General features: G+C 70.1%; 19 protein-coding genes and 1 tRNA gene. 8 read left to right on the top strand and 12 right to left on the bottom strand.

What is annotated here, in order from left to right; translation table 11 throughout:
- The first annotated feature begins 64 nt into the window (after positions 1-64).
- Positions 65-568 carry a DUF3145 domain-containing protein gene (locus tag MME74_RS10050; protein ID WP_267414861.1) on the top strand — a complete coding sequence of 168 codons (504 nt, stop codon included), beginning with the start codon at positions 65-67 and terminating at the stop codon, positions 566-568.
- 138 nt (positions 569-706) lie between these two features.
- Here MME74_RS10050 and MME74_RS10045 read toward each other — a convergent pair whose 3' ends face one another.
- Positions 707-2,110 carry a PLP-dependent aminotransferase family protein gene (locus MME74_RS10045; protein WP_267414859.1) on the bottom strand — a complete coding sequence of 468 codons (1,404 nt, stop codon included), beginning with the start codon at positions 2,108-2,110 and terminating at the stop codon, positions 707-709.
- Between the two features lie 95 nt (positions 2,111-2,205).
- Here MME74_RS10045 and MME74_RS10040 point away from each other — a divergent pair, with 95 nt between their 5' ends.
- A complete protein-coding gene (locus MME74_RS10040) occupies positions 2,206-2,871 on the top strand; it encodes a YczE/YyaS/YitT family protein (RefSeq protein ID WP_267414857.1) in 666 nt (221 codons plus the stop codon).
- 67 nt (positions 2,872-2,938) lie between these two features.
- On the opposite strand, the gene MME74_RS10035 is transcribed toward MME74_RS10040, so the two are convergent.
- The 6 genes from MME74_RS10035 to aceE all read right to left on the bottom strand — a co-directional run bounded on the left by MME74_RS10035 (position 2,939) and on the right by aceE (position 10,561).
- Positions 2,939-4,177, bottom strand: a complete 1,239-nt coding sequence (locus MME74_RS10035; RefSeq protein WP_267414855.1) for a beta-ketoacyl-[acyl-carrier-protein] synthase family protein — start codon at positions 4,175-4,177, stop codon at positions 2,939-2,941.
- A 94-nt stretch (positions 4,178-4,271) separates the two neighbouring features.
- On the bottom strand, positions 4,272-4,520 hold the full coding sequence (locus MME74_RS10030; protein ID WP_017202249.1) for an acyl carrier protein: 249 nt from the start codon (positions 4,518-4,520) through the stop codon (positions 4,272-4,274).
- Between the two features lie 68 nt (positions 4,521-4,588).
- Positions 4,589-5,590 (bottom strand): beta-ketoacyl-ACP synthase III, encoded by a 1,002-nt coding sequence (locus MME74_RS10025; RefSeq protein WP_267414853.1) that lies wholly within the window; start codon positions 5,588-5,590, stop codon positions 4,589-4,591.
- Positions 5,587-6,507 (bottom strand): ACP S-malonyltransferase, encoded by a 921-nt coding sequence (locus MME74_RS10020; protein ID WP_267414851.1) that lies wholly within the window; start codon positions 6,505-6,507, stop codon positions 5,587-5,589. Before MME74_RS10020 ends, MME74_RS10025 begins: the two co-directional genes overlap by 4 nt.
- Positions 6,508-6,606: 99 nt before the next feature.
- Positions 6,607-7,803, bottom strand: coding sequence for a PucR family transcriptional regulator (locus tag MME74_RS10015; protein ID WP_267414849.1), 1,197 nt, complete (start codon positions 7,801-7,803; stop codon positions 6,607-6,609).
- A 31-nt stretch (positions 7,804-7,834) separates the two neighbouring features.
- A complete protein-coding gene (aceE, locus tag MME74_RS10010) occupies positions 7,835-10,561 on the bottom strand; it encodes a pyruvate dehydrogenase (acetyl-transferring), homodimeric type (RefSeq protein ID WP_267414847.1) in 2,727 nt (908 codons plus the stop codon).
- A gap of 153 nt (positions 10,562-10,714) precedes the next feature.
- On the opposite strand from aceE, the gene MME74_RS10005 reads away from it, so the two are divergent.
- A tRNA-Val gene (locus MME74_RS10005) sits at positions 10,715-10,787 on the top strand.
- Positions 10,788-10,873: 86 nt separating this feature from the next.
- Here the strand turns inward: MME74_RS10005 and MME74_RS10000 are convergent.
- From MME74_RS10000 to MME74_RS09990, 3 genes are all read right to left on the bottom strand, one after another.
- The gene (locus MME74_RS10000; RefSeq protein ID WP_267414844.1) at positions 10,874-11,326 is read right to left on the bottom strand and encodes a hypothetical protein; all 453 of its coding nucleotides are present in this window, start codon (positions 11,324-11,326) and stop codon (positions 10,874-10,876) included.
- A gap of 72 nt (positions 11,327-11,398) precedes the next feature.
- Positions 11,399-11,689, bottom strand: a complete 291-nt coding sequence (locus tag MME74_RS09995) for a hypothetical protein (protein ID WP_267414842.1) — start codon at positions 11,687-11,689, stop codon at positions 11,399-11,401.
- Between the two features lie 86 nt (positions 11,690-11,775).
- A complete protein-coding gene (locus tag MME74_RS09990) occupies positions 11,776-12,087 on the bottom strand; it encodes a hypothetical protein (RefSeq protein ID WP_267414840.1) in 312 nt (103 codons plus the stop codon).
- A gap of 150 nt (positions 12,088-12,237) precedes the next feature.
- Between MME74_RS09990 and MME74_RS09985 the strand changes: the two genes are divergently transcribed.
- Both MME74_RS09985 and MME74_RS09980 read left to right on the top strand, forming a co-directional pair.
- Positions 12,238-13,125: a TIGR01777 family oxidoreductase gene (locus MME74_RS09985; protein ID WP_267414838.1), complete on the top strand. Its 888-nt coding sequence runs from the start codon at positions 12,238-12,240 to the stop codon at positions 13,123-13,125.
- 95 nt (positions 13,126-13,220) lie between these two features.
- The gene (locus MME74_RS09980; protein ID WP_267414836.1) at positions 13,221-14,174 is read left to right on the top strand and encodes an L-lactate dehydrogenase; all 954 of its coding nucleotides are present in this window, start codon (positions 13,221-13,223) and stop codon (positions 14,172-14,174) included.
- 32 nt (positions 14,175-14,206) lie between these two features.
- Here MME74_RS09980 and MME74_RS09975 read toward each other — a convergent pair whose 3' ends face one another.
- Entirely contained in the window at positions 14,207-14,971 is a 765-nt protein-coding gene (locus MME74_RS09975) for an SDR family oxidoreductase (RefSeq protein WP_267414834.1), read from the bottom strand.
- A 100-nt stretch (positions 14,972-15,071) separates the two neighbouring features.
- On the opposite strand from MME74_RS09975, the gene MME74_RS09970 reads away from it, so the two are divergent.
- Positions 15,072-15,908 carry a helix-turn-helix transcriptional regulator gene (locus tag MME74_RS09970; protein WP_267414832.1) on the top strand — a complete coding sequence of 279 codons (837 nt, stop codon included), beginning with the start codon at positions 15,072-15,074 and terminating at the stop codon, positions 15,906-15,908.
- A 12-nt stretch (positions 15,909-15,920) separates the two neighbouring features.
- On the opposite strand, the gene MME74_RS09965 is transcribed toward MME74_RS09970, so the two are convergent.
- Positions 15,921-16,769: an aldo/keto reductase gene (locus MME74_RS09965; RefSeq protein ID WP_267414830.1), complete on the bottom strand. Its 849-nt coding sequence runs from the start codon at positions 16,767-16,769 to the stop codon at positions 15,921-15,923.
- A gap of 61 nt (positions 16,770-16,830) precedes the next feature.
- Here MME74_RS09965 and MME74_RS09960 point away from each other — a divergent pair, with 61 nt between their 5' ends.
- On the top strand, positions 16,831-17,235 hold the full coding sequence (locus MME74_RS09960; protein ID WP_267414827.1) for a YchJ family protein: 405 nt from the start codon (positions 16,831-16,833) through the stop codon (positions 17,233-17,235).
- Positions 17,236-17,271: 36 nt separating this feature from the next.
- On the top strand, positions 17,272-18,006 hold the full coding sequence (locus MME74_RS09955; RefSeq protein ID WP_267414824.1) for a zinc ribbon domain-containing protein: 735 nt from the start codon (positions 17,272-17,274) through the stop codon (positions 18,004-18,006).
- Positions 18,007-18,024 lie beyond the last annotated feature (18 nt).

Raw genomic sequence — 18,024 nt, 5'->3', positions numbered from 1 at the left:
CATATTCTCGCCACTTCGTGGTTCAGGTCGTTGGGGAAGACGCACCTGATGAAACGGAGAGATCATGGCGACGGCTTACGCACGCGGAGTGGTGTTCATCCACTCTGCGCCTCGCGCGCTCTGCCCGCACCTCGAATGGGCGGTGGGTCGCGCTATCGGGCGTGCGGTGAACTTCGACTGGACCGAGCAGCCCGTCCTCGACGGCGCGCGCCGCGCGGAGTTCTACTGGGACGGCCCTGTCGGCACCGGTGCTGCCCTCGCGACGTCGATCCGCGGGTGGGAGCACCTCCGCTTCGAGGTGACCGAAGACCCCACGCCCCGCAGCGACGGCGGCCGCTGGCTGCACACGCCCGACCTTGGCATCCACTACGCCCAGACCGATGCCGCCGGCAACATCGTCATCGGCGAGGACCGCATCCGCTACGCGATGGAGATCGCCGCCGGGAGCGCGACCGAGCTGCAGCGCGAGCTCGACATCGCACTCGGCTCCGCCTGGGACGAGGAGCTCGAGCCGTTCCGTCACGCCAGCGACGACGCCAGGGTCGTCTGGCTCCACAAGGTCGGGTAGCCCGACACCACAGACCGGGCGCGGGGAGGCGTGAGTATCGGATGCCGGTGAGTCATCCCGGACGCCGAGAAGACGTATCCCCGCTCCGCACGACGAGGACCCCGCCCCGGGAACGAGGCGGGGTCCTCGTCGTGGACGTCAGATCACCGCCGCGTGCGGAAGCTCGGCGAGGTCGGACGAGGTCCCGCCGCGCACGTCGCCCCAGGCGAGGGACAGCCGACGCATCGCCTCGTCCATGCGGGCGGGCGGCAGGGTGATGGGGATGCGGAGTCGGCGCTCCAGCACGCCACCGGTCGTGAAGCGCGGCCCGGGCGGGAGGACGAGACCTCGATCCCGGGCGGCGAGCGACAGCGAGGTCGAGAGGGGGGCGCCGATGTCGACCCAGGCGGAGAGACCACCCGGAGTGGGCGGCATCCGGAAGCCCGGGATCCCGGTGACACCGTCCTCGACCGCGTTCCGGCCCGCACGCAGACGCCGGCGGACGTGCGAGGTGAGGGCGGGCATGTCGGCGAGCAGCTCGACGGCGATGCACTGCTCCAGCAGCGCGGTGCCGAGCTCGAAGGAGGGGCGCACGGCGAGCAGGCGGGCGATGATCGAACGCTCCGCGCGGATCCAGCCGATGCGCATCCCGCCCCACGCGATCTTCGACATCGAGCCGACGGTGATGACGTTCGGCCCGCTCGCGGCCATCGGCGCCGGCGCCCATCCGCGGTCGATGTCGAGTTCGGTGGTGGTCTCGTCGACGAGGAGATGCGTCCCCACGTTCCGGGCCGTCGTCACGACACGTGACCGCTCCTCGTCGGGAAGCGTGGCGCCGGTCGGGTTGTGGAAGTCGGGGATCAGGTAGGCCACGTGGGGTCGTGCGCTGAGCAGCGTGTCGGTGAGGTGCCGCGTGTCCCAGCCGTCGACGTCGACCGGCGTGGGGAGCAGTCGGTACCCGTGGCGGTGCAGTGCCTCCAGGGCGTGCGGGAAGGTCGGCTGCTCGACCAGTGCCCTCTCGCCCCGCCGTCCGATCGCGGTGAGGATGAGGTTGACCGCGTTGAGGGCGCCGGATGTGATGATGATCTCGTCCGCGGAGGTGGGAGCTCCGCGATCCCGGAATCGCTGCGCGACGGCCTCCCGGAGTTCGGGGAGCCCGCGCAGCGAGTAGCCGCTCGTGCCGCGCAGCGCCGCGAGGCGGGGGAGCGATCGCACCGTCGCGTCGTACAGCCCCGGCGTCGAATCCATCGACGCGATCGACAGGTCGATGGCGTCGTCGTCGGCGTCGCCGCTCGGGGCGGTGTGGCCGTGGGGGAGCGTGACGCGTGTGCTCCCGCCGTGCAGTCGGGAGACGTAGCCGTCGGCCTCCAGCAGCCCGTAGGCACGCGTGATCGTCGAGCGCGACCGCCGCAGTTCGAGGGCGAGAGCGCGTTCGCTCGGCAGACGCTCGCCGACCGTCAGGCGGCCGTCGAGGACGAGCGCGCGGACGTGGTCCGCCAGGGCTGCCGCCGTCGCGCCGGCGACGGTGTGCGCTCCGAGCTGTGCGACGAGTCGTGATCCCATGCTTCCAGCATGACGCAAAGTGGCCTGAAGTATGCAGACCACTTTCCCGTCAGTGGCACCGTCGTCTTCCGGGCGGCACACGCCAGAGTGGGAGCATGCTTCTCCGTGCTGTCCTCCTGCCCGTCGCCGCCACCAGTCGGCGCGACCTCGTCGAGCGTCTCGGGCAGCTCCTCCTGGGCCTGTTCCTCTACGGCGTCGCCCTCGGCTTCATGGTGCGCGGCGGCATCGGCGTCGCGCCGTGGGACGTGCTGGCGCTCGGCCTCGCCGGGCAGACGGGCATCGGCTACGGCACGATGACGGTGCTGGTCTCGATCGTGGTGCTGCTCCTGTGGATCCCCCTCCGTCAGCGCGTCGGGCTCGGCACCGTGCTGAACGCGCTCCTGGTGGGGCCCAGCGCCGATCTCGCACTCGCGGTGATCCCGGCGCCGGCCTCGGTGTGGGTCGGCGCACCGATGTTCGTCTTCGGCCTGCTGCTGCTGGCCTTCGCCACCGGACTCTACATCGCCGCCGACTTCGGTCCGGGGCCGCGCGACGGGCTGATGACCGGACTTGTGCGTCAGACGGGGTGGCCGGTGTGGCTCGTGCGCACGCTGATCGAGGGCGGCGTGCTGCTGGTCGGCTTCCTGCTCGGCGGCCCCGTCGGCGTGGGCACCGTGCTCTTCGCGTTCGGCGTCGGCCCGCTGATCGGCTGGTTCCTGCCGCGGATCACCCGGATGCGCGAAGCGCGCTCACGACAGCTCGGAGCACGGCGTCCGAGCTGAGCGGAGCCCCGCAGACACGAAGAGAGGCCCTCGGATTCCCGAGGGCCTCTCTTCGTGTCTGCAGTCGTCAGTCGGCGCTGGCGACCACCAGGACGGCGTTGTGTCCGCCGAACCCGAAGGAGTTGCTGATGGCGATCTGCGGACCCTCGCCGAGCGGGGCCGGCTCGCCGGAGAGACGGAACGGCACGGCCGGGTCGGGCTCGGTCATGTTGATCGTCGGCGGCGCCACGCGGTCGCGCAGCGCGAGGAGGGAGAAGATCGCCTCGAGGGCGCCGGTGCCGCCGAGCAGGTGCCCGGTGGATGCCTTCGTCGCGGAGACGGGGATCTCGTCGATCCGGTCGCCGAAGACCTTCCTCAGGGCGACGTACTCGTTCGGGTCGCCGACCGGCGTCGAGGTCGCGTGCGCGTTGATGTGGGTGACCTGGTCGGCGGTGATGCCGGCCTCCTCGAGCGCCTGCGTGACGGCGCGAGCCGCACCGTTGCCCTCGGGGTCGTTCCCGGTGATGTGGTACGCGTCGGCCGTGACGCCGCCGCCCAGCACGTAGCCGTAGATCTTGGCGCCGCGGGCCTTGGCGTGCTCCTCGGTCTCGAGGATCAGCACGGCGGCACCCTCGCCCATGACGAAGCCGTCACGGTCGATCGCGCCGGGGCGGGAGGCGTGGGCGGGGTCGTCGTTGCGACGCGAGAGCGCCTGCGCCGAGGCGAAGGAGGCCATCGTGATCGGGTGGATCGCGGACTCGGTGCCACCGGCGATCACGACGTCGGCGAGACCGTCCTGCAGGTGGTGGTACGCGTGGATGATCGACTCGGTGCTCGATGCGCACGCGCTGACCACGGTCTGCGCGTAGGCGCGGGCCTGAAACTGCAGCGACAGGTTCCCTGCGGCGGCGTTCGGCATGAGCATGGGGACCGTGAGCGGCATGACCCGGCGGGGGCCCTTCTCGCGCAGCGTGTCCCAGGCGTCCAGAAGCGTCCAGAGGCCACCGATACCGGTGGCGAAGTCGATGCCGAGGCGCTCGGGGGCGACCTCGGGGGAACCAGCATCCTCCCACGCCTCGCGCGCGGCGATCAGCGCGAACTGCGACGAGGGGTCGAGGCGCTTGGCCTCGTGGCGGGGGAGCACCTCTTCGGGGCGGACGATCGCCTCGGCGGCGAAGGTGACGGGCAGCTCGTACTGCTGGACCCAGTCGTGTTCGAGCGTGCGGGTGCCGGACATTCCGGCCAGCAGGTTCGTCCAGTTCTCCGGGGCCGTGCCGCCGATGGCGGACGTGGCGCCGATGCCGGTGACGACGATGCGCTTGGTCATGAGGTGTGGTTCCTTGTCGAACGTCGAAGGGGATGAGAGGGCAGGGCGGAGGATGCCACACCCCGCGAGGTGCGGGGGTGGCATCCTGCCGGGATTACTCCTGGCCCGCGACGATGAAGTTGACGGCGTCGCCGACGGTCTTCAGGTTCTTGACCTCGTCGTCGGGGATGGTGACGCCGAACTTCTCCTCGGCGTTGACGACGATCGTCATCATCGAGATGGAGTCGATGTCGAGGTCGTCGGTGAACGACTTCTCGAGGGCGACCTCGGAGGCGTTGATGCCGGTCTCGTCGGTGATGAGCTCTGCGAGGCCAGCGAGGACCTCATCGTTGGTGAAAGCCATGTGGTCTTCCTCTTTCTTACGGGTTGTATTCGGAACCGTGGAACAGTCTAGGGAAGGTCAGCGCATTCTCAGGGAAGGACGACGACCTGTGCGGCGAACACGAGTCCTGCGCCGAAGCCGATCTGCAACGCGAGTCCACCCGAGAGCTCGGGGTGCTCGGCCATCAGGCGGTGGCTGGCGAGGGGGATCGATGCGGCCGACGTGTTGCCCGTGGTCTCGATGTCGCGGGCGATCACCGTGGTCTCGGGGAGCTTCAGCTGCTTGGCGAACTCGTCGATGATGCGCATGTTCGCCTGGTGGGGGATGAACGCGGCGATGTCGGTGGGCTCGACGCCCGCTCGGTCGAGCGCCTCGCGGGCGACCTTGGCCATCTCCCACACCGCCCAGCGGAAGACCGTCTGGCCCTCCTGGCGGAGCGTGGGCCACGGCACCTCGCCGTCGCGGAACTCGGTGAGCGTGGCGTTCATGCCCACGGCGTCGGCCTTGGAACCGTCCGAACCCCACACCGCGGGTGCGATGCCCGGCGTGTCGCTCGGACCGATCAGTGCCGCGCCCGCCCCGTCGCCGAGGAGGAACGAGATGCTGCGGTCGGTCGGGTCGACGACGTCGGAGAGCTTCTCGGTGCCGATCACCAGGGCGTAGCGCGCAGCGCCGGCCTTGATCAGTGCGTCCGCCTGGGCGATCGCGTACGCGTAGCCGGCGCAGGCCGCGTTGATGTCATAGGCGGCCGCCGGGTTCGCGCCCACGCGGTCGGCGACGATCGCCGAAACCGACGGGGTCTGCTTCGGGTTGCTGATGGTCGCGACGATCACGAGATCGACCTGGTCCGCCGGGACGCCCGACTTCTCGATGGCCTCGGCCGCCGCGGTGGTCGCGAGGTCGATCGCGTCGGTACCCTTGTCGGCACGGGCACGGGTGATGATGCCGGTGCGCTGGCGGATCCACTCGTCGCTGGAGTCGATCGGCCCGATCAGGTCGTCGTTCGGCACGGCGTTCTCCCCACGGGCGGCGCCGTAGGAGTAGATGCGGGTGTAGGCGGGACCGGTGACCTGGGCGAGGGTGACGCTCATGCGGCTTCTCCGTTCAGCAGCGCGACGGCTGCATCAAGATCTTCGGGGGTCTTCACCGCGACGGTCGGCACGCCTCGGAGGCCGCGCTTGGCCAGCCCGACCAGGGCGCCGGCGGGGGCGAGCTCGATCACACCGGTGACACCGGCGTCGGCGAAGGACTGCATGCACAGGTCCCAGCGCACCGGCGAGGACACCTGATCGACGAGGTAGCTGAGCGCCTGGGCGCCGTCCGCCACGACGGAGCCGTCGCGGTTGGTCCACAGCGTGATGTCGGGGTTCGCGGGCGTGACGTCGGCGACGGCGTCGCGGAGGGCGGCGACCGCGGAGGCCATGTACCGGGTGTGGAACGCGCCGGCGACCTGGAGCGGGACGACGCGGGTGCCCTTGAGGGGCTCCTCGGCGAGGGCCGCGAGGGCGGGAAGTGCGCCGGCGACCACGATCTGTCCGCCGCCGTTGTAGTTGGCGGGGGAGAGGTCGAGCTCGGCGAGACGGGCGAGAAGCGCCTCCTCGTCACCGCCGAGAACCGCGCTCATGCCGGTCTGCTCCTGAGCGGCGGCATCGGCCATGGCGCGGCCGCGGATGCCGACCAGGCGCATGCCGGTCTCGGCATCGATCACGCCGCTGCCCACGAGGGCGGCGATCTCGCCGACCGAGTGTCCCGCGGTGCCGTCGGCACGACGACCGGCCCGCTGCGTCAGCGCGTCAGCCGCGATGAGCGAGGCGGCGACGATCAGCGGCTGCGCGATGCGCGTGTCGCGGATCGTGTCCGCGTCGGACACGGTGCCGTGTTCGCGAAGATCGACCTCGGCGGCGTCCGAGTACGCGGCGAGGCGCTCGGCCACCCCGTCGAGCTCGAGCCAGGGGGCGAGGAATCCGGGGGTCTGCGAGCCCTGTCCAGGGCATACGACGACAATCACCCACCCAGTCTGCCAACGATTGCGGCGAAGCGGTGGATGATCCATCACAAGATTGCGAGAAACCCTTGTGTGTGGCGTACAGAAGTCGGCGGGAGACGCTCAGCGCTGCGGGCGTCGGAGCGGCACGCGGCGACGCACCTGCTCCGCGGCACCGATCGAGCCGAGGATCAGGGCCGTCTGCAGGATGAGAGCCTCGCGGGGGCCGGTGGCATCCCAGCCGATGACCTCGCTGACGCGCTTGAGGCGGTAGCGCACCGTGTTGGGGTGCACGAACAGCTCGCGAGCCGTCGCCTCGAGGGAGCGCCCGTTGTCGAGGTAGCTCCACAGCGTGGTGACGAGGTCGGTGGAGTGTGCCTGCAGGGGGCGGAAGATGCGCTCGATCAGCGTCTGCTTCGCGAGCGGGTCTCCGGCGAGAGCACGCTCCGGGAGCAGGTCGTCCGCCTCGACGGGACGGGGAGCTCCGCGCCAGGCGCGGGCGACGGCGAAACCCGCGAGGGCGGCACGCGCGCTCTGGCTCGCGTCCACCAGCGCGGCGACGGCCGGGCCGAGCACGACGTACCCGGGGCCGAACGACGGTTCGAGGCGGGCGGCGATCTCCTGGAAGCCGAGCTCCTCTTCCTCGCCCTCCTGGCCTTCGACGCGGGCGCGGCCGAGCACGAGGACGAGACGGGAGCCCTGCACGCCGATGAGCACATCGACGGCGAGCTTCCGCGCCGTCCGGCGGACGAGGTCGACGTCGAACTGCGGCGGGGTCGTGCCGACGAGGACGGCGACCTCACCGTGACCGTGCCAGCCGAGCGCGGCGATCCGGCTCGGGAGCTCCTCGTCGGCCTCGCCCGTGAGGATCGAGTCGACGACGAGTGCTTCCAGACGCGCATCCCAGAGGCCGCGTGCTTCGGCGGCCCGGGCGTACACGTCCGCCGCGGCGAAGGCGACGTCGCGGGAGTAGAGCAGGATCGCCTCGCGGAGATCGTCCCCGCGGCCGGCGACGCGCTCCTCCGTGACCTCGACGGTCACGCGGATGAGCTGCAGCGTCTGCTGGAGGCTGACGCTGCGCAGCAGCTCACGCGGAGCGGCGGCGAAGATGTCGGCCGCGATCCACGGGGTGGAGGTGGGGTCTTCGTACCACTGGATGAACGACGTGATGCCCGCCTGGGCCACCAGCCCGACCGCAGAGCGGCGGGCTGGTGGCATGTCGGCGTACCACGGGAGGGTGTCCTCCAGGCGCTTGATCGTCACCGAGGCGATGTCACCGGAGATCCGGCGCAGCCAGGTGAGCGTCGCGGCCTTGTCCATGCCGGAAGGAGAAGAACCTGTCACCGAGGACTCAGCTTTCGCCGCCCGCGTTGCCGCTGGTCCCGGCGTTCACATCGTGCAGGCTGTACTTCTGGATGGCCTGTGCGGCGAGAGAACGGTCGACGACCCCGTCCTCGGCGAGCGACTGCAGCGTGCGGACGACGATCGACGGGCCGTCGATCTTGAAGAAGCGACGTGCGGCGGCACGCGTGTCGGAGAAGCCGAAGCCGTCCGCACCGAGCGTGGCGAAACGGTTCGGGACCCACGGACGGATCTGGTCCTGCACCGCGTGCATGAAGTCGCTGACCGCGACGACCGGTCCCTCGGCACCCTGGAGCTTCTGGGTGAGGTACGCGGTGCGGGGCTCTTCCTCCGGGTGCAGGAAGTTGTGCTCGTCGGCGGCGAGGCCGTCGCGGCGCAGCTCGGTCCAGGAGGTGACCGACCAGACGTCGGCGATCACGCCCCAGTCGTTCTTCAGCAGCTGCTGCGCCTCGAGGGCCCAGGCGAGTCCGACGCCCGACGCGAAGAGCTGGGCGCGGGGGCCCTCGCCCTCGCCGACCGAGACGCGGTGGATACCGCGCACGATGCCGTCGACGTCCGCGTTCTCCGGCTCGGCGGGCATCACCATCGGCTCGTTGTAGAGCGTGATGTAGTACATGACGTTCGGGTCTTCGTGGTTGCCGCCGTACATGCGCTCGAGACCGGAGCGCATGATGTGCGCGATCTCGTAGCCGTAGGCCGGGTCGTACGAGACCGTCGCCGGGTTGGTGGCGGCGAGCAGGTGCGAGTGACCGTCGGCGTGCTGCAGGCCCTCACCCGTGAGGGTGGTGCGACCTGCCGTCGCGCCCATGATGAACCCGCGGGCCATCTGGTCGCCGGCCGCCCACTGGGCGTCGCCGGTGCGCTGGAATCCGAACATCGAGTAGAAGAGGTAGATCGGGATCAGCGGCTCGCCGTGCGTGGCGTACGACGTGCCGGCCGCGGTGAACGCCGCGAGGGCGCCCGCCTCGTTGATGCCGACGTGCACGATCTGGCCCTGCGGGCTCTCCTTGTAGGCGAGGAGGAGTTCGCGGTCGACCGACGTGTAGTGCTGGCCGTTCGGGTTGTAGATCTTCGCCGACGGGAAGTAGGCGTCCATTCCGAACGTACGAGCCTCGTCCGGGATGATCGGGACGATGCGGTGGCCGAAGTCCTTCGAGCGCAGCAGGTCCTTCAGCAGACGGACGAACGCCATGGTCGTGGCGATCTCCTGCGTGCCGGAGCCCTTCTTGGGCAGGGCGTAGGCCGAGTCGTCCGGGAGCGACAGTCCGACGTGGGTGGAACGGCGCTCCGGCAGGTACCCGCCGAGAGCCTGGCGACGCTCGAGCATGTACTGGATGGTCTCGTCCTGGGGGCCCGGGTTGTAGTACGGGGGCAGGTACGGGTTCTCCTCGAGCTGCGAATCCGTGATCGGGATGTGCATCGCGTCGCGGAACGTCTTGAGGTTGTCCAGCGTCATCTTCTTCATCTGGTGGGTCGCGTTGCGGCCCTCGAAGTGCGGACCGAGGCCGTAGCCCTTGACGGTCTTCGCGAGGATGACGGTGGGCTTGCCCTTGTGCTCGGTCGCTGCCTTGAACGCGGCATAGACCTTGCGGTAGTCGTGGCCACCGCGCTTGAGGTTCCAGATGTCCTCGTCGGAGTAGTCCTTGACGAGGGCGGCGGCACGCTCATCGCGTCCGAAGAAGTGCTCGCGGACGTAGGCGCCGGACTCGGCCTTGTACGTCTGGTAGTCACCGTCGGGGGTGACGTTCATCAGGTTGAGCAGCGCACCCTCGGTGTCGCGGGCGAGCAGGTCGTCCCATTCGCGACCCCAGACGACCTTGATGACGTTCCAGCCCGCACCGCGGAAGAACGACTCGAGCTCCTGGATGATCTTGCCGTTGCCGCGCACCGGGCCGTCGAGGCGCTGCAGGTTGCAGTTGACGATGAACGTGAGGTTGTCGAGGCCCTCGTTGGCGGCGACCTGCAGCTGGCCGCGGCTCTCGACCTCGTCCATCTCGCCGTCGCCGAGGAATGCCCACACGTGCGACTGCGACGTGTCCTTGATGCCACGGTTCTCGAGGTACTTGTTCGACATCGCCTGGTAGATGGCGTTGATCGGACCGAGACCCATGGAGACGGTCGGGAACTGCCAGTACTCCGGCATCAGACGCGGGTGCGGGTAGGAGGGGATGCCGTTCGGGGCGTGCGACTTCTCCTGGCGGAAACCGTCGAGCTGGTCCTCGCTCAGGCGTCCCTCGAGGAAGGAACGGGCGTAGGTGCCGGGGGAAGCGTGACCCTGGATGAAGATCTGGTCCGCGCCGCCGGGGTTGTCGGCCCCCTTGAAGAAGTGGTTGAAGCCGACCTCGTACAGAGCTGCCGAGGAGGCGTACGTCGAGATGTGGCCACCGACACCGATGCCGGGGCGCTGCGCGCGGTGCACCGTGATCGCGGCGTTCCACCGGATCCAGGCGCGGTAGCGACGCTCGACCTCTTCGTCGCCCGGGAACTCGGGCTCGTTCTCCGAGGCGATGGTGTTGATGTAGTCCGTCGTCGGGACCATCGGCACGCCCAGGTGCAGCTCCTTCGAGCGCTTGAGCAGGCTGAGCATGATCTCGCGGCCTCGGCCATGGCCCTTGGCATCGACCAGCTCATCGAGGGACTGCTGCCACTCGCCGGTCTCCTCCGGATCGCTGTCGAGGGGGCCCTGGGAGTACGGATCCTGGTCGTGCACGGTCACGGGGGAACCTTTCGTCAAGCTGGCAGGTCATGCCAAGGAAACGGGAAGCGACACGGGCAGCCTTGTCAGCTGTGCACAACGCGCGCCGCCATCAGCCTATCCCTCTTCTACGACACGGGTGCGCAACGGGCGGCCGATAGACTGAGCGCACCAGGGCCTTTAGCTCAGCTGGTAGAGCGCCACGTTTACACCGTGGATGTCGTCGGTTCGATCCCGGCAGGGCCCACAGCATTCTCGTCAACCTCGCCGATCAGGTACCCCACCCCCCACCCCGCGCCACAGGCCCTCCCGCGGTGACGCAGGAGGGTGCACTCACATGAGCTGTCGACTTCTGGCCGTGATCACCGAGGTGGGGATGTGTCCAGCGGCGAGGACGACAGCGGCGATCGCGAGCCAGGGGTTCCCGAGCCACGCTGCGCCGGCGAGGAACGCGAGGACGGGGAGCAGCGCCATGGGCACCGGAACACCCCGCACAGGGCCGAGGAGCGCCTGCAACGGACGCCCCGTCCTGAGGAAACGCACCCACAGCGCCCAGTAGGCGAAGACGAAGACGGCCACGGGGATGAGCCACCACCAGTGCACGGATGCGCCCACGGTGATCGCGGGAACCGTCACGCACAGAGCCTGTCCCACGCGCTCCAGGACCACGAAGACCCCCGGCACGCGGACGTCTCCCATCGGCGGCCGCGGCGGGAACCACAAGAGGAGCAGGTTCGGCGCGAAGACAGCGAGGCCGAGCGCGAGACCCAGCCCGGAGAAGCCCATATCCCCGAGGGTATCGGCCCGTTCACGCTCTGCGGCAGCGCCGACGGCCCATCGATGGGTGCGGCGTCACCGTCAGGACGAGGGCGTGGTCGACCGCTCCTGTGCGAACTGTCGGGTCACGCGTATCGTGCCGACGACGAGCGTCAGCACGAAGACGAGATCGAAGATGGCAGCGAACACGGTGAGCCAGAGGCGGTCCGCGTCCGTCATGCTCACTTCGCCGGTCCATCCGAGGACGGCGCCGACCGTGAGGCAGGCGGCGATCGCGCCCAGCGGCAGGAGGGTCACGATGCTCCAGAGCAGGCGTCGTGCTGCTGTGCGCGGCGGGTGCCGCTGACCGGCGTGGAAGAGTGCGGAGGACACGTCGCCGATCCTATGCGGTGCAGCACCGAACCGCAGCGCGATGTCCCGTCCGACGCGAGGGGACACGTGACGCCGGGCTGGTGTGCCTACTGTGGCGGAGGAGCGAGCGTGAAGAGGAAGAGCGACAGCAGCGAAGGGCTGAGCGTGACGATCAGCACTCCGACCGCGATGAGGAACGCGGCGAGGCTGAGGGCGGTCCCGCGAAGGAGCGGATCCCTTCGGAGCGACCTCCGTGAGAGGAGCGAACCTGCGAGAGCGCCGACGGCGAGGAGGACCGACAGTCCCCAGACCCACGTCGTCGCGGCCGCCGCGAGGCTCAGCACGAAGCTGACGATGGCCGTGCCGTCGACGGGGCGGGCGACGGTCACGGTCGTCGTGTCTCCTCGGGGGCTGCTCACGCGTACGACAGTAACGGGAGCACGCGAGCAGGGGAAGAGCTCACGTGCGGCGACGGCGACCGCCCGGGAGGATGAGCCCGGATCGCTCCCCTCGGGGCGTAGCGTGGTGCCTGCACAACGAGTCGTTCATCGAGGAGCAGGAGCGGGCACATGACGGGACGCGTCGTCATCAGCGGGGCATCCGGGCTGATCGGATCCGCACTCGCCGACAGCCTCCGCGCCGACGGCGTCGAGGTCACCACGCTCGTGCGTCGCGCCCCGCAGTCGGAGGACGAGGCGCAGTGGGAGCCGGGGGAGAGCCCGCTCGATCCCGAGGTGCTGGCGGGAGCGGAAGCCGTCGTCGCCCTCGGCGGTGCCAGCGTCGGACGACTGCCCTGGACGCGTGGCTACCGGCGCGAGCTCATCGACTCCCGCCTGCAGGCCACGCGCACGCTCACCACCGCGCTGCGGGCGCTGCGTGCCGACGCGCCCGCCCTCGTCTCGGCATCAGCGGTCGGCTACTACGGCTCCGCGCCGGGGGAGGTCCTCACGGAGGACTCCGCAGCCGGGGAGACGTTCCTCGCCGATCTCACGGTGCGGTGGGAGGCCGAGGCGCGACGGGCCGAAGACCACACCCGGGTCGCGCTGCTCCGCACCGCTCCCGTCATCCACCGCCGCGGGGTGCTCAAGCCCCTCGTGCAGCTCACGCGTTTCGGAGTCTCCGGGCCGCTCGGACGCGGCACGCAGGTCTGGCCGTGGATCTCCCTCGACGACGAGGTCGCGGCGATCCGGCACATCATCGACGCGAAGGTCGCCGGACCGGTGAACCTCACCGGTCCCACCCCGGCTTCCGCGAACGACATCGGTCGCGCGCTCGCCGCGCGGATGCACCGCCCGTTCTGGCTCCCGGTCCCTTCCTGGGCGCTGCGGTTCGCGCTCGGCGATGCGGCGGAATCGCTGCTCCTCCCGGACGCCGACGTGCGCCCGCAGGTGCTGGAGCGCACGGGATTCCGCTTCACCCACCGGACCGCCGCCGAGGCCGTCGACGCGGCGCTCTGACGTCGCTGCTTCTGCACGTGACCGTTCCGGCGGCGCCCCTCCCGGATCGGCACCCTGCACTGCCAGACGGCACCCTCCACTGCCAGACTGAGCGCATGGAGATCATCGAGAACTCGAAGCTCACCGTCGTCGGAGCGGGAAGCGTGGGGTCGAGCGTCGCGTACGCCGCGCTCATCCGCGGATCGGCTCGTCATGTCGCGCTCTACGACATCGCGACCGAGAAGGTGGAGGCCGAGGTGCTCGACCTCGCCCACGGTACGCAGTTCACCGGGTCCAGCGACATCATCGGCGGCAGCGACATCTCGGTGGCGGCCGGTTCGCACGTCGTGGTCATCACCGCCGGTGCGAAGCAGAAGCCCGGACAGACCCGCATCGAGCTCGCCGAGGTCAACGCAGGGATCATCCGCCGCATGATGCCCGACCTGCTCGCGGTCGCCCCGAACGCGGTCTACGTGATCGTGACGAACCCCTGCGACGTGCTCACGGTCATCGCCCAGGAGGAGACCGGGCTTCCTCCGGAGCGGATCTTCGCGTCGGGTACCGTGCTCGACACGTCGCGGCTGCGCTGGAAGCTCGGGCAGCGCGCGGGTGTGTCGACGGCCAGCGTGCACGCCCACATCATCGGCGAGCACGGCGACACCGAGTTCCCGCTCTGGTCTCGTGCGACCATCGGCACGGTGCCGATCCTGGAGTGGGAGACGCCCGACCACCCGCGCTTCACGATGGAGGAGCTGCAGGAGATCGCGGTCGACGTGCGCGACGCCGCCTACAAGGTCATCCTGGGCAAGGGCGCCACCAACTACGCGATCGGACTCTCGAGTGCACGCATCGTCGAGGCGATCCTGCGCGATGAGCACGCCGTGATGCCGGTGAGCACGGTGCTGCGCGACTTCCACGGGCTCGACGGCGTCGCCCTCTCCGTGCCGTCGATCGTGAGCGCGAAGGGTGCCGTGCCGATCCGGAACACGTCGTTCTCGGACCACGAGCTCGGGCTGCTCCGTCAGTCCGCGGATGCGCTGCAGGCGGCCGCGGCCGACCTGCGCCGCTGAGGGACGCCGGCGCGAACCGGCGCCCCTCGCCCTCACCGTCCGTGCGGGTCGGTCCGGTTCAGCGTCGCGACGACCTGGTCGTAGTCGCCCCGCGCCTCGCCGTAGCGGAGGAACTTCACCCGCTCGACCTGGATCTCGGTGGCGTCGGGCTGCGACTCGATCAGTGCCGTCACCTCGTCGATGAACTCGTCCAGCGGCATCGCCGCCTCGTTGTCCTCGTGACCCGGCATGAGGGGCGTGCGGACTGCCGGCGGCTCGAGCTCGAGCACCGAGACGCTCGTCCCCGCGAGCTGCAGCCGCAGCGACTCGCTCAGCATGTGGATCGCGGCCTTGCTGGCGTTGTACGTGGGCGTCACGCGCAGCGGGGCGAAGGCGAGCCCCGAAGACACGGTCATGATCGTCGCGTCCTGCTGCGCACGCAGGTGGTCGATGAACGCGGCGATGAGGCGGATCGGGCCGAGGACGTTGGTGGTGACCGTCTCCTCCGCGGTCTCCAGGAATCCGGAGGGCGTGGTCCAGTCCTCGGCGCGCATGACGCCGGCCATCGTGATGAGCACGTTGAGTGCAGGATGCGCGGCGAGCACGGCCCGGGAGGCCTCGGCGATGCTGCCGGCATCCGTCGTGTCGATCCGGACCGTGTGGATGCCGGGGTGCTCCGCGGCGATCGAGGTGAGCCGGTCCTGTCGGCGCCCGCCCACGATGACGGTGTTGTCGCGTTCGTGCAGGCGCAGAGCGAGGGCGAGACCGATGCCGCTGGTCGCGCCGGGGATGAAGATGGTGTTTCCGCTGATGTCCATGCATCCAGCATCCGAGCGTCGCCGAGCGCCCTCCAGAGAGCGGTCATCCAGGGATCGGCGGTCCCTGGATCGGATCATGCCGCCGGGGGATACTTCAGAGGTGGACCGTGATGCACTGGCCGAATTCCTCCTTCGTCGACGCGAAGCCCTGACGCCCGCCGACGTCGGCCTGTCGACGGGGCCGCGGCGTCGCACGGCGGGGTTGCGCCGCGAGGAGGTCGCGCAGCTGGCCACGATGTCGACCGACTACTACACGCGTCTGGAGCAGCGGCGGGGTCCGCAGCCGAGCGTGCAGATCCTCGCCGCACTGGCCCGTGCGCTGCGGCTGACCGAGGACGAGCGGGACTACCTGTTCCGACTCTGCGGACACAGTGCCCCCGACCGGGCGCATGTGACCGACTATGTGCGACCCGGCATCCTCCGAGTGCTCGACCGTCTGCATGACACACCGGCGTTCGTGGTGTCCGTCCTCGACGAGGTGCTCGTGCAGAACGACGCCTCGCGGACGCTGATCGGCGATGCGGGCGGGCTCACGGGACTCGATCGCAGCGGCATCTACCGCTGGTTCGCCCATCCCGAGCTCGAACGTCGTCGCTACCGCGAGGTGGATCATCCCCGGCAGTCGCGCGCGCTCGTCGCATCGTTGCGCGCCGCCCACGGGGTGATGGGTGCGCGTTCGAGGGCCGGGGAGATCGTCGCCGAGCTGTCGGCCCGCAGCCCGGAGTTCGTGGAGCTCTGGGACGCGCACGAGGTGAGCCGCCGGTTCGAGCAGCACAAGGTGATGGTGCACCCCGAGCTGGGCGAGATCGAGGTCGACTGCCAGGCGCTGTTCACCGAGGACGAGTCCCAGGCGCTGATCGTGCTGACCGCGGCGCCCGGCAGCGAGGCGGCGAGCAAGCTCGAGTTCCTGCGGGTGCTGGGCACGCAGAACGTCTGACCGCGGTGCCGGTCAGGACTCCTCGTGCGTCCGCGGGTCCGCGCCGAAGAGGCGTCCGTCGGCACGCCCGAGCGCGGTGATCGCCGCCACCTCGGCGTCGTCGAGCACGATCTCCGCCGCCGCCAGGTTCGCCACCTGATGCTCGAGGGACGATGCCTTGGGGATCGACACGGCGCCGCGGGCGACGTGCCAGGCGAGCACCGTCTGCGCGGCGGTGATGTCGTGCGCGGCGGCGACCTCGCGGATCACGGCCTCGTCCAGGAGCTCGCGAGCGCGTCCGAGGGGACTCCACGCCTCGGTGAGGATGCCGTGTTCGCGGTGGTACGCGATCTGCTCCTCCTGCGGGAAGTACGGGTGCACCTCGATCTGGTTGACGACGGGACGGACACCGGTCTCGTGCTCGATGCGCTCCAGGTGCTCCGGCAGGAAGTTCGAGACGCCGATCTGCCGGACGACCCCGCGCGCCTGCGCGTCGACGAGAGCGGCCCAGGCCTGGACGTACTCGTCCTGGCTGGGGTTCGGCCAGTGGATGAGGTGCAGGTCCGTCGCGTCGAGGCCGAGACGCGAGCGGCTCTCCTCGATGCTGGTGCGCGCCTTCTCCGACGGGTGATGCCGCCCGGGCAGCTTCGTGGTGACGATGATCTCCGCGCGGTCGACGTCGGACGCCGCGACCCCGCGTCCGACCGATCCCTCGTTCTCGTAGTTGAAAGCGGTGTCGATGAGGCGGTACCCGGCGCCGATGCCCCCGGCGACCGCGTCGGCTCCGGCATCGCCGTTGAGCGCATACGTGCCGAGGCCGATCGCCGGCAGCGCGAATCCGTTGTGGGCGGTGAAGGTGGGGACGACGGGCTGAGCGGTCACAGGGGCTCCTTCGTTGGCTTTTCCTCGAGCGTACGCTGAGGGTGTGATGCGAGAGGTGGACATGGCGCAAGATGACGTCGTGATCGAGGACGCGGCGCGGTGCCCCTGCTCGTCGGGTGATGTGTTCGGCGACTGCTGCGGTCCGCTGCTCCAGGGGGCGCCGGCTCCGACCGCCGAGCGACTGATGCGCTCCCGCTACACGGCGTTCGCGCTCGAGGACGCCGATTATCTCCGGCGCACGTGGCACGCGACGACCCGTCCCGCGACGGTCGAGGTCGAACCGGAGCTGCAGTGGCGACGGCTGCTCATCATCGACCGGGTGGCCGGTGGCCCCTTCGACCGTGAGGGCGTCGTGGAGTTCGAGGCGTTCTGGCGCCAGGGTGCGGACCGCGGCTCGCTGCACGAGCGCAGCCGCTTCGTCCGTGAGGAGCGTCAGTGGTACTACGTCGACGGCGATGTGACCTGATGGGCGGACGTCGCCGCAGCGACTAGATTTGAGAGCGTGAACGCCAGCCCCGAGAACCAGCGCACCCTGCTCGACATCGCCGACCTCGACCGGCGCATCGCGCAGGCCGAGCGCGCCCGCACGAAGCCGAGCCAGGCGGGGCGGATCACCGAACTCGTCGCCATCCGCCAGGAGCAGCTCCGCGAGCTGACGACGCTCGCCGGCACCCGTGACGACGTGCGCGCCGAGCTGAAGCGACTGGAATCGGACGTCGCGGTCGTCGAGGCGCGTCGCAACCGAGACGCCGAGCGGCTCGCCGCATCGACGAACTCGAAGGACGCGCAGGCGCTCGAGCACGAGCTCGCGAGCCTCGCCCGGCGACAGAGCGATCTGGAAGACGCCGAGCTCGACGTCATGGGTCGACTCGAAGAGGCAGAGGCCGCCCTCGCCGCACAGCAGGCGCTCCTCGACACCACGACCGCGGAGGGCTCGTCGCTCACCGCGCAGGCCAAGGCCGATGTCGCCGCGGCGACCGAGCTCGGTGCACAGCTCGCCCGCGATCGTGCCGCCGTCGCCGAGAGCGTGGCGCCGGAACTGCTGGCCGAGTACTCGCGACGGGCCGCGAACAGCGCCGGCGCGGCGCTCCTCACCCGTGGCACCTGCGAGGGCTGCCGCATCCTGCTCCCCAGCACCGACCTGAACGACATCCGCCGCGCTCCGGACGAGCTCGTGGTCTCGTGCCCCGAGTGCGGCTGCATCCTCGTGCGCACCGAGGAGTCCGGGCTCGCATGAGCGGTTCCCGCGACCGCC

This window comes from Microbacterium oxydans, assembly GCF_026559675.1.
GTDB classification, from domain to species: Bacteria; Actinomycetota; Actinomycetes; order Actinomycetales; family Microbacteriaceae; genus Microbacterium; species Microbacterium oxydans_D.
The sequence above is the reverse complement of the archived record's forward strand: the minus strand, read 5'-3'. Positions and strand labels throughout refer to the sequence as shown.

Bases quoted from the DNA above. Each gene is read 5' to 3' on its own strand.
- MME74_RS10035 (WP_267414855.1), bottom strand. From the start codon at position 4,177: ATGACCAAGCGCATCGTCGTCACCGGCATCGGCGCCACGTCCGCCATC.
- MME74_RS10050 (WP_267414861.1), top strand. From the start codon at position 65: ATGGCGACGGCTTACGCACGCGGAGTGGTGTTCATCCACTCTGCGCCT.
- MME74_RS10015 (WP_267414849.1), bottom strand. From the start codon at position 7,803: ATGGACAAGGCCGCGACGCTCACCTGGCTGCGCCGGATCTCCGGTGAC.
- MME74_RS10000 (WP_267414844.1), bottom strand. From the start codon at position 11,326: ATGGGCTTCTCCGGGCTGGGTCTCGCGCTCGGCCTCGCTGTCTTCGCG.
- MME74_RS09975 (WP_267414834.1), bottom strand. From the start codon at position 14,971: ATGGACATCAGCGGAAACACCATCTTCATCCCCGGCGCGACCAGCGGC.
- MME74_RS10030 (WP_017202249.1), bottom strand. From the start codon at position 4,520: ATGGCTTTCACCAACGATGAGGTCCTCGCTGGCCTCGCAGAGCTCATC.
- MME74_RS09985 (WP_267414838.1), top strand. From the start codon at position 12,238: ATGACGGGACGCGTCGTCATCAGCGGGGCATCCGGGCTGATCGGATCC.
- MME74_RS10040 (WP_267414857.1), top strand. From the start codon at position 2,206: ATGCTTCTCCGTGCTGTCCTCCTGCCCGTCGCCGCCACCAGTCGGCGC.
- MME74_RS10025 (WP_267414853.1), bottom strand. From the start codon at position 5,590: ATGAGCGTCACCCTCGCCCAGGTCACCGGTCCCGCCTACACCCGCATC.
- MME74_RS09960 (WP_267414827.1), top strand. From the start codon at position 16,831: ATGGCGCAAGATGACGTCGTGATCGAGGACGCGGCGCGGTGCCCCTGC.
- MME74_RS09980 (WP_267414836.1), top strand. From the start codon at position 13,221: ATGGAGATCATCGAGAACTCGAAGCTCACCGTCGTCGGAGCGGGAAGC.
- MME74_RS10045 (WP_267414859.1), bottom strand. From the start codon at position 2,110: ATGGGATCACGACTCGTCGCACAGCTCGGAGCGCACACCGTCGCCGGC.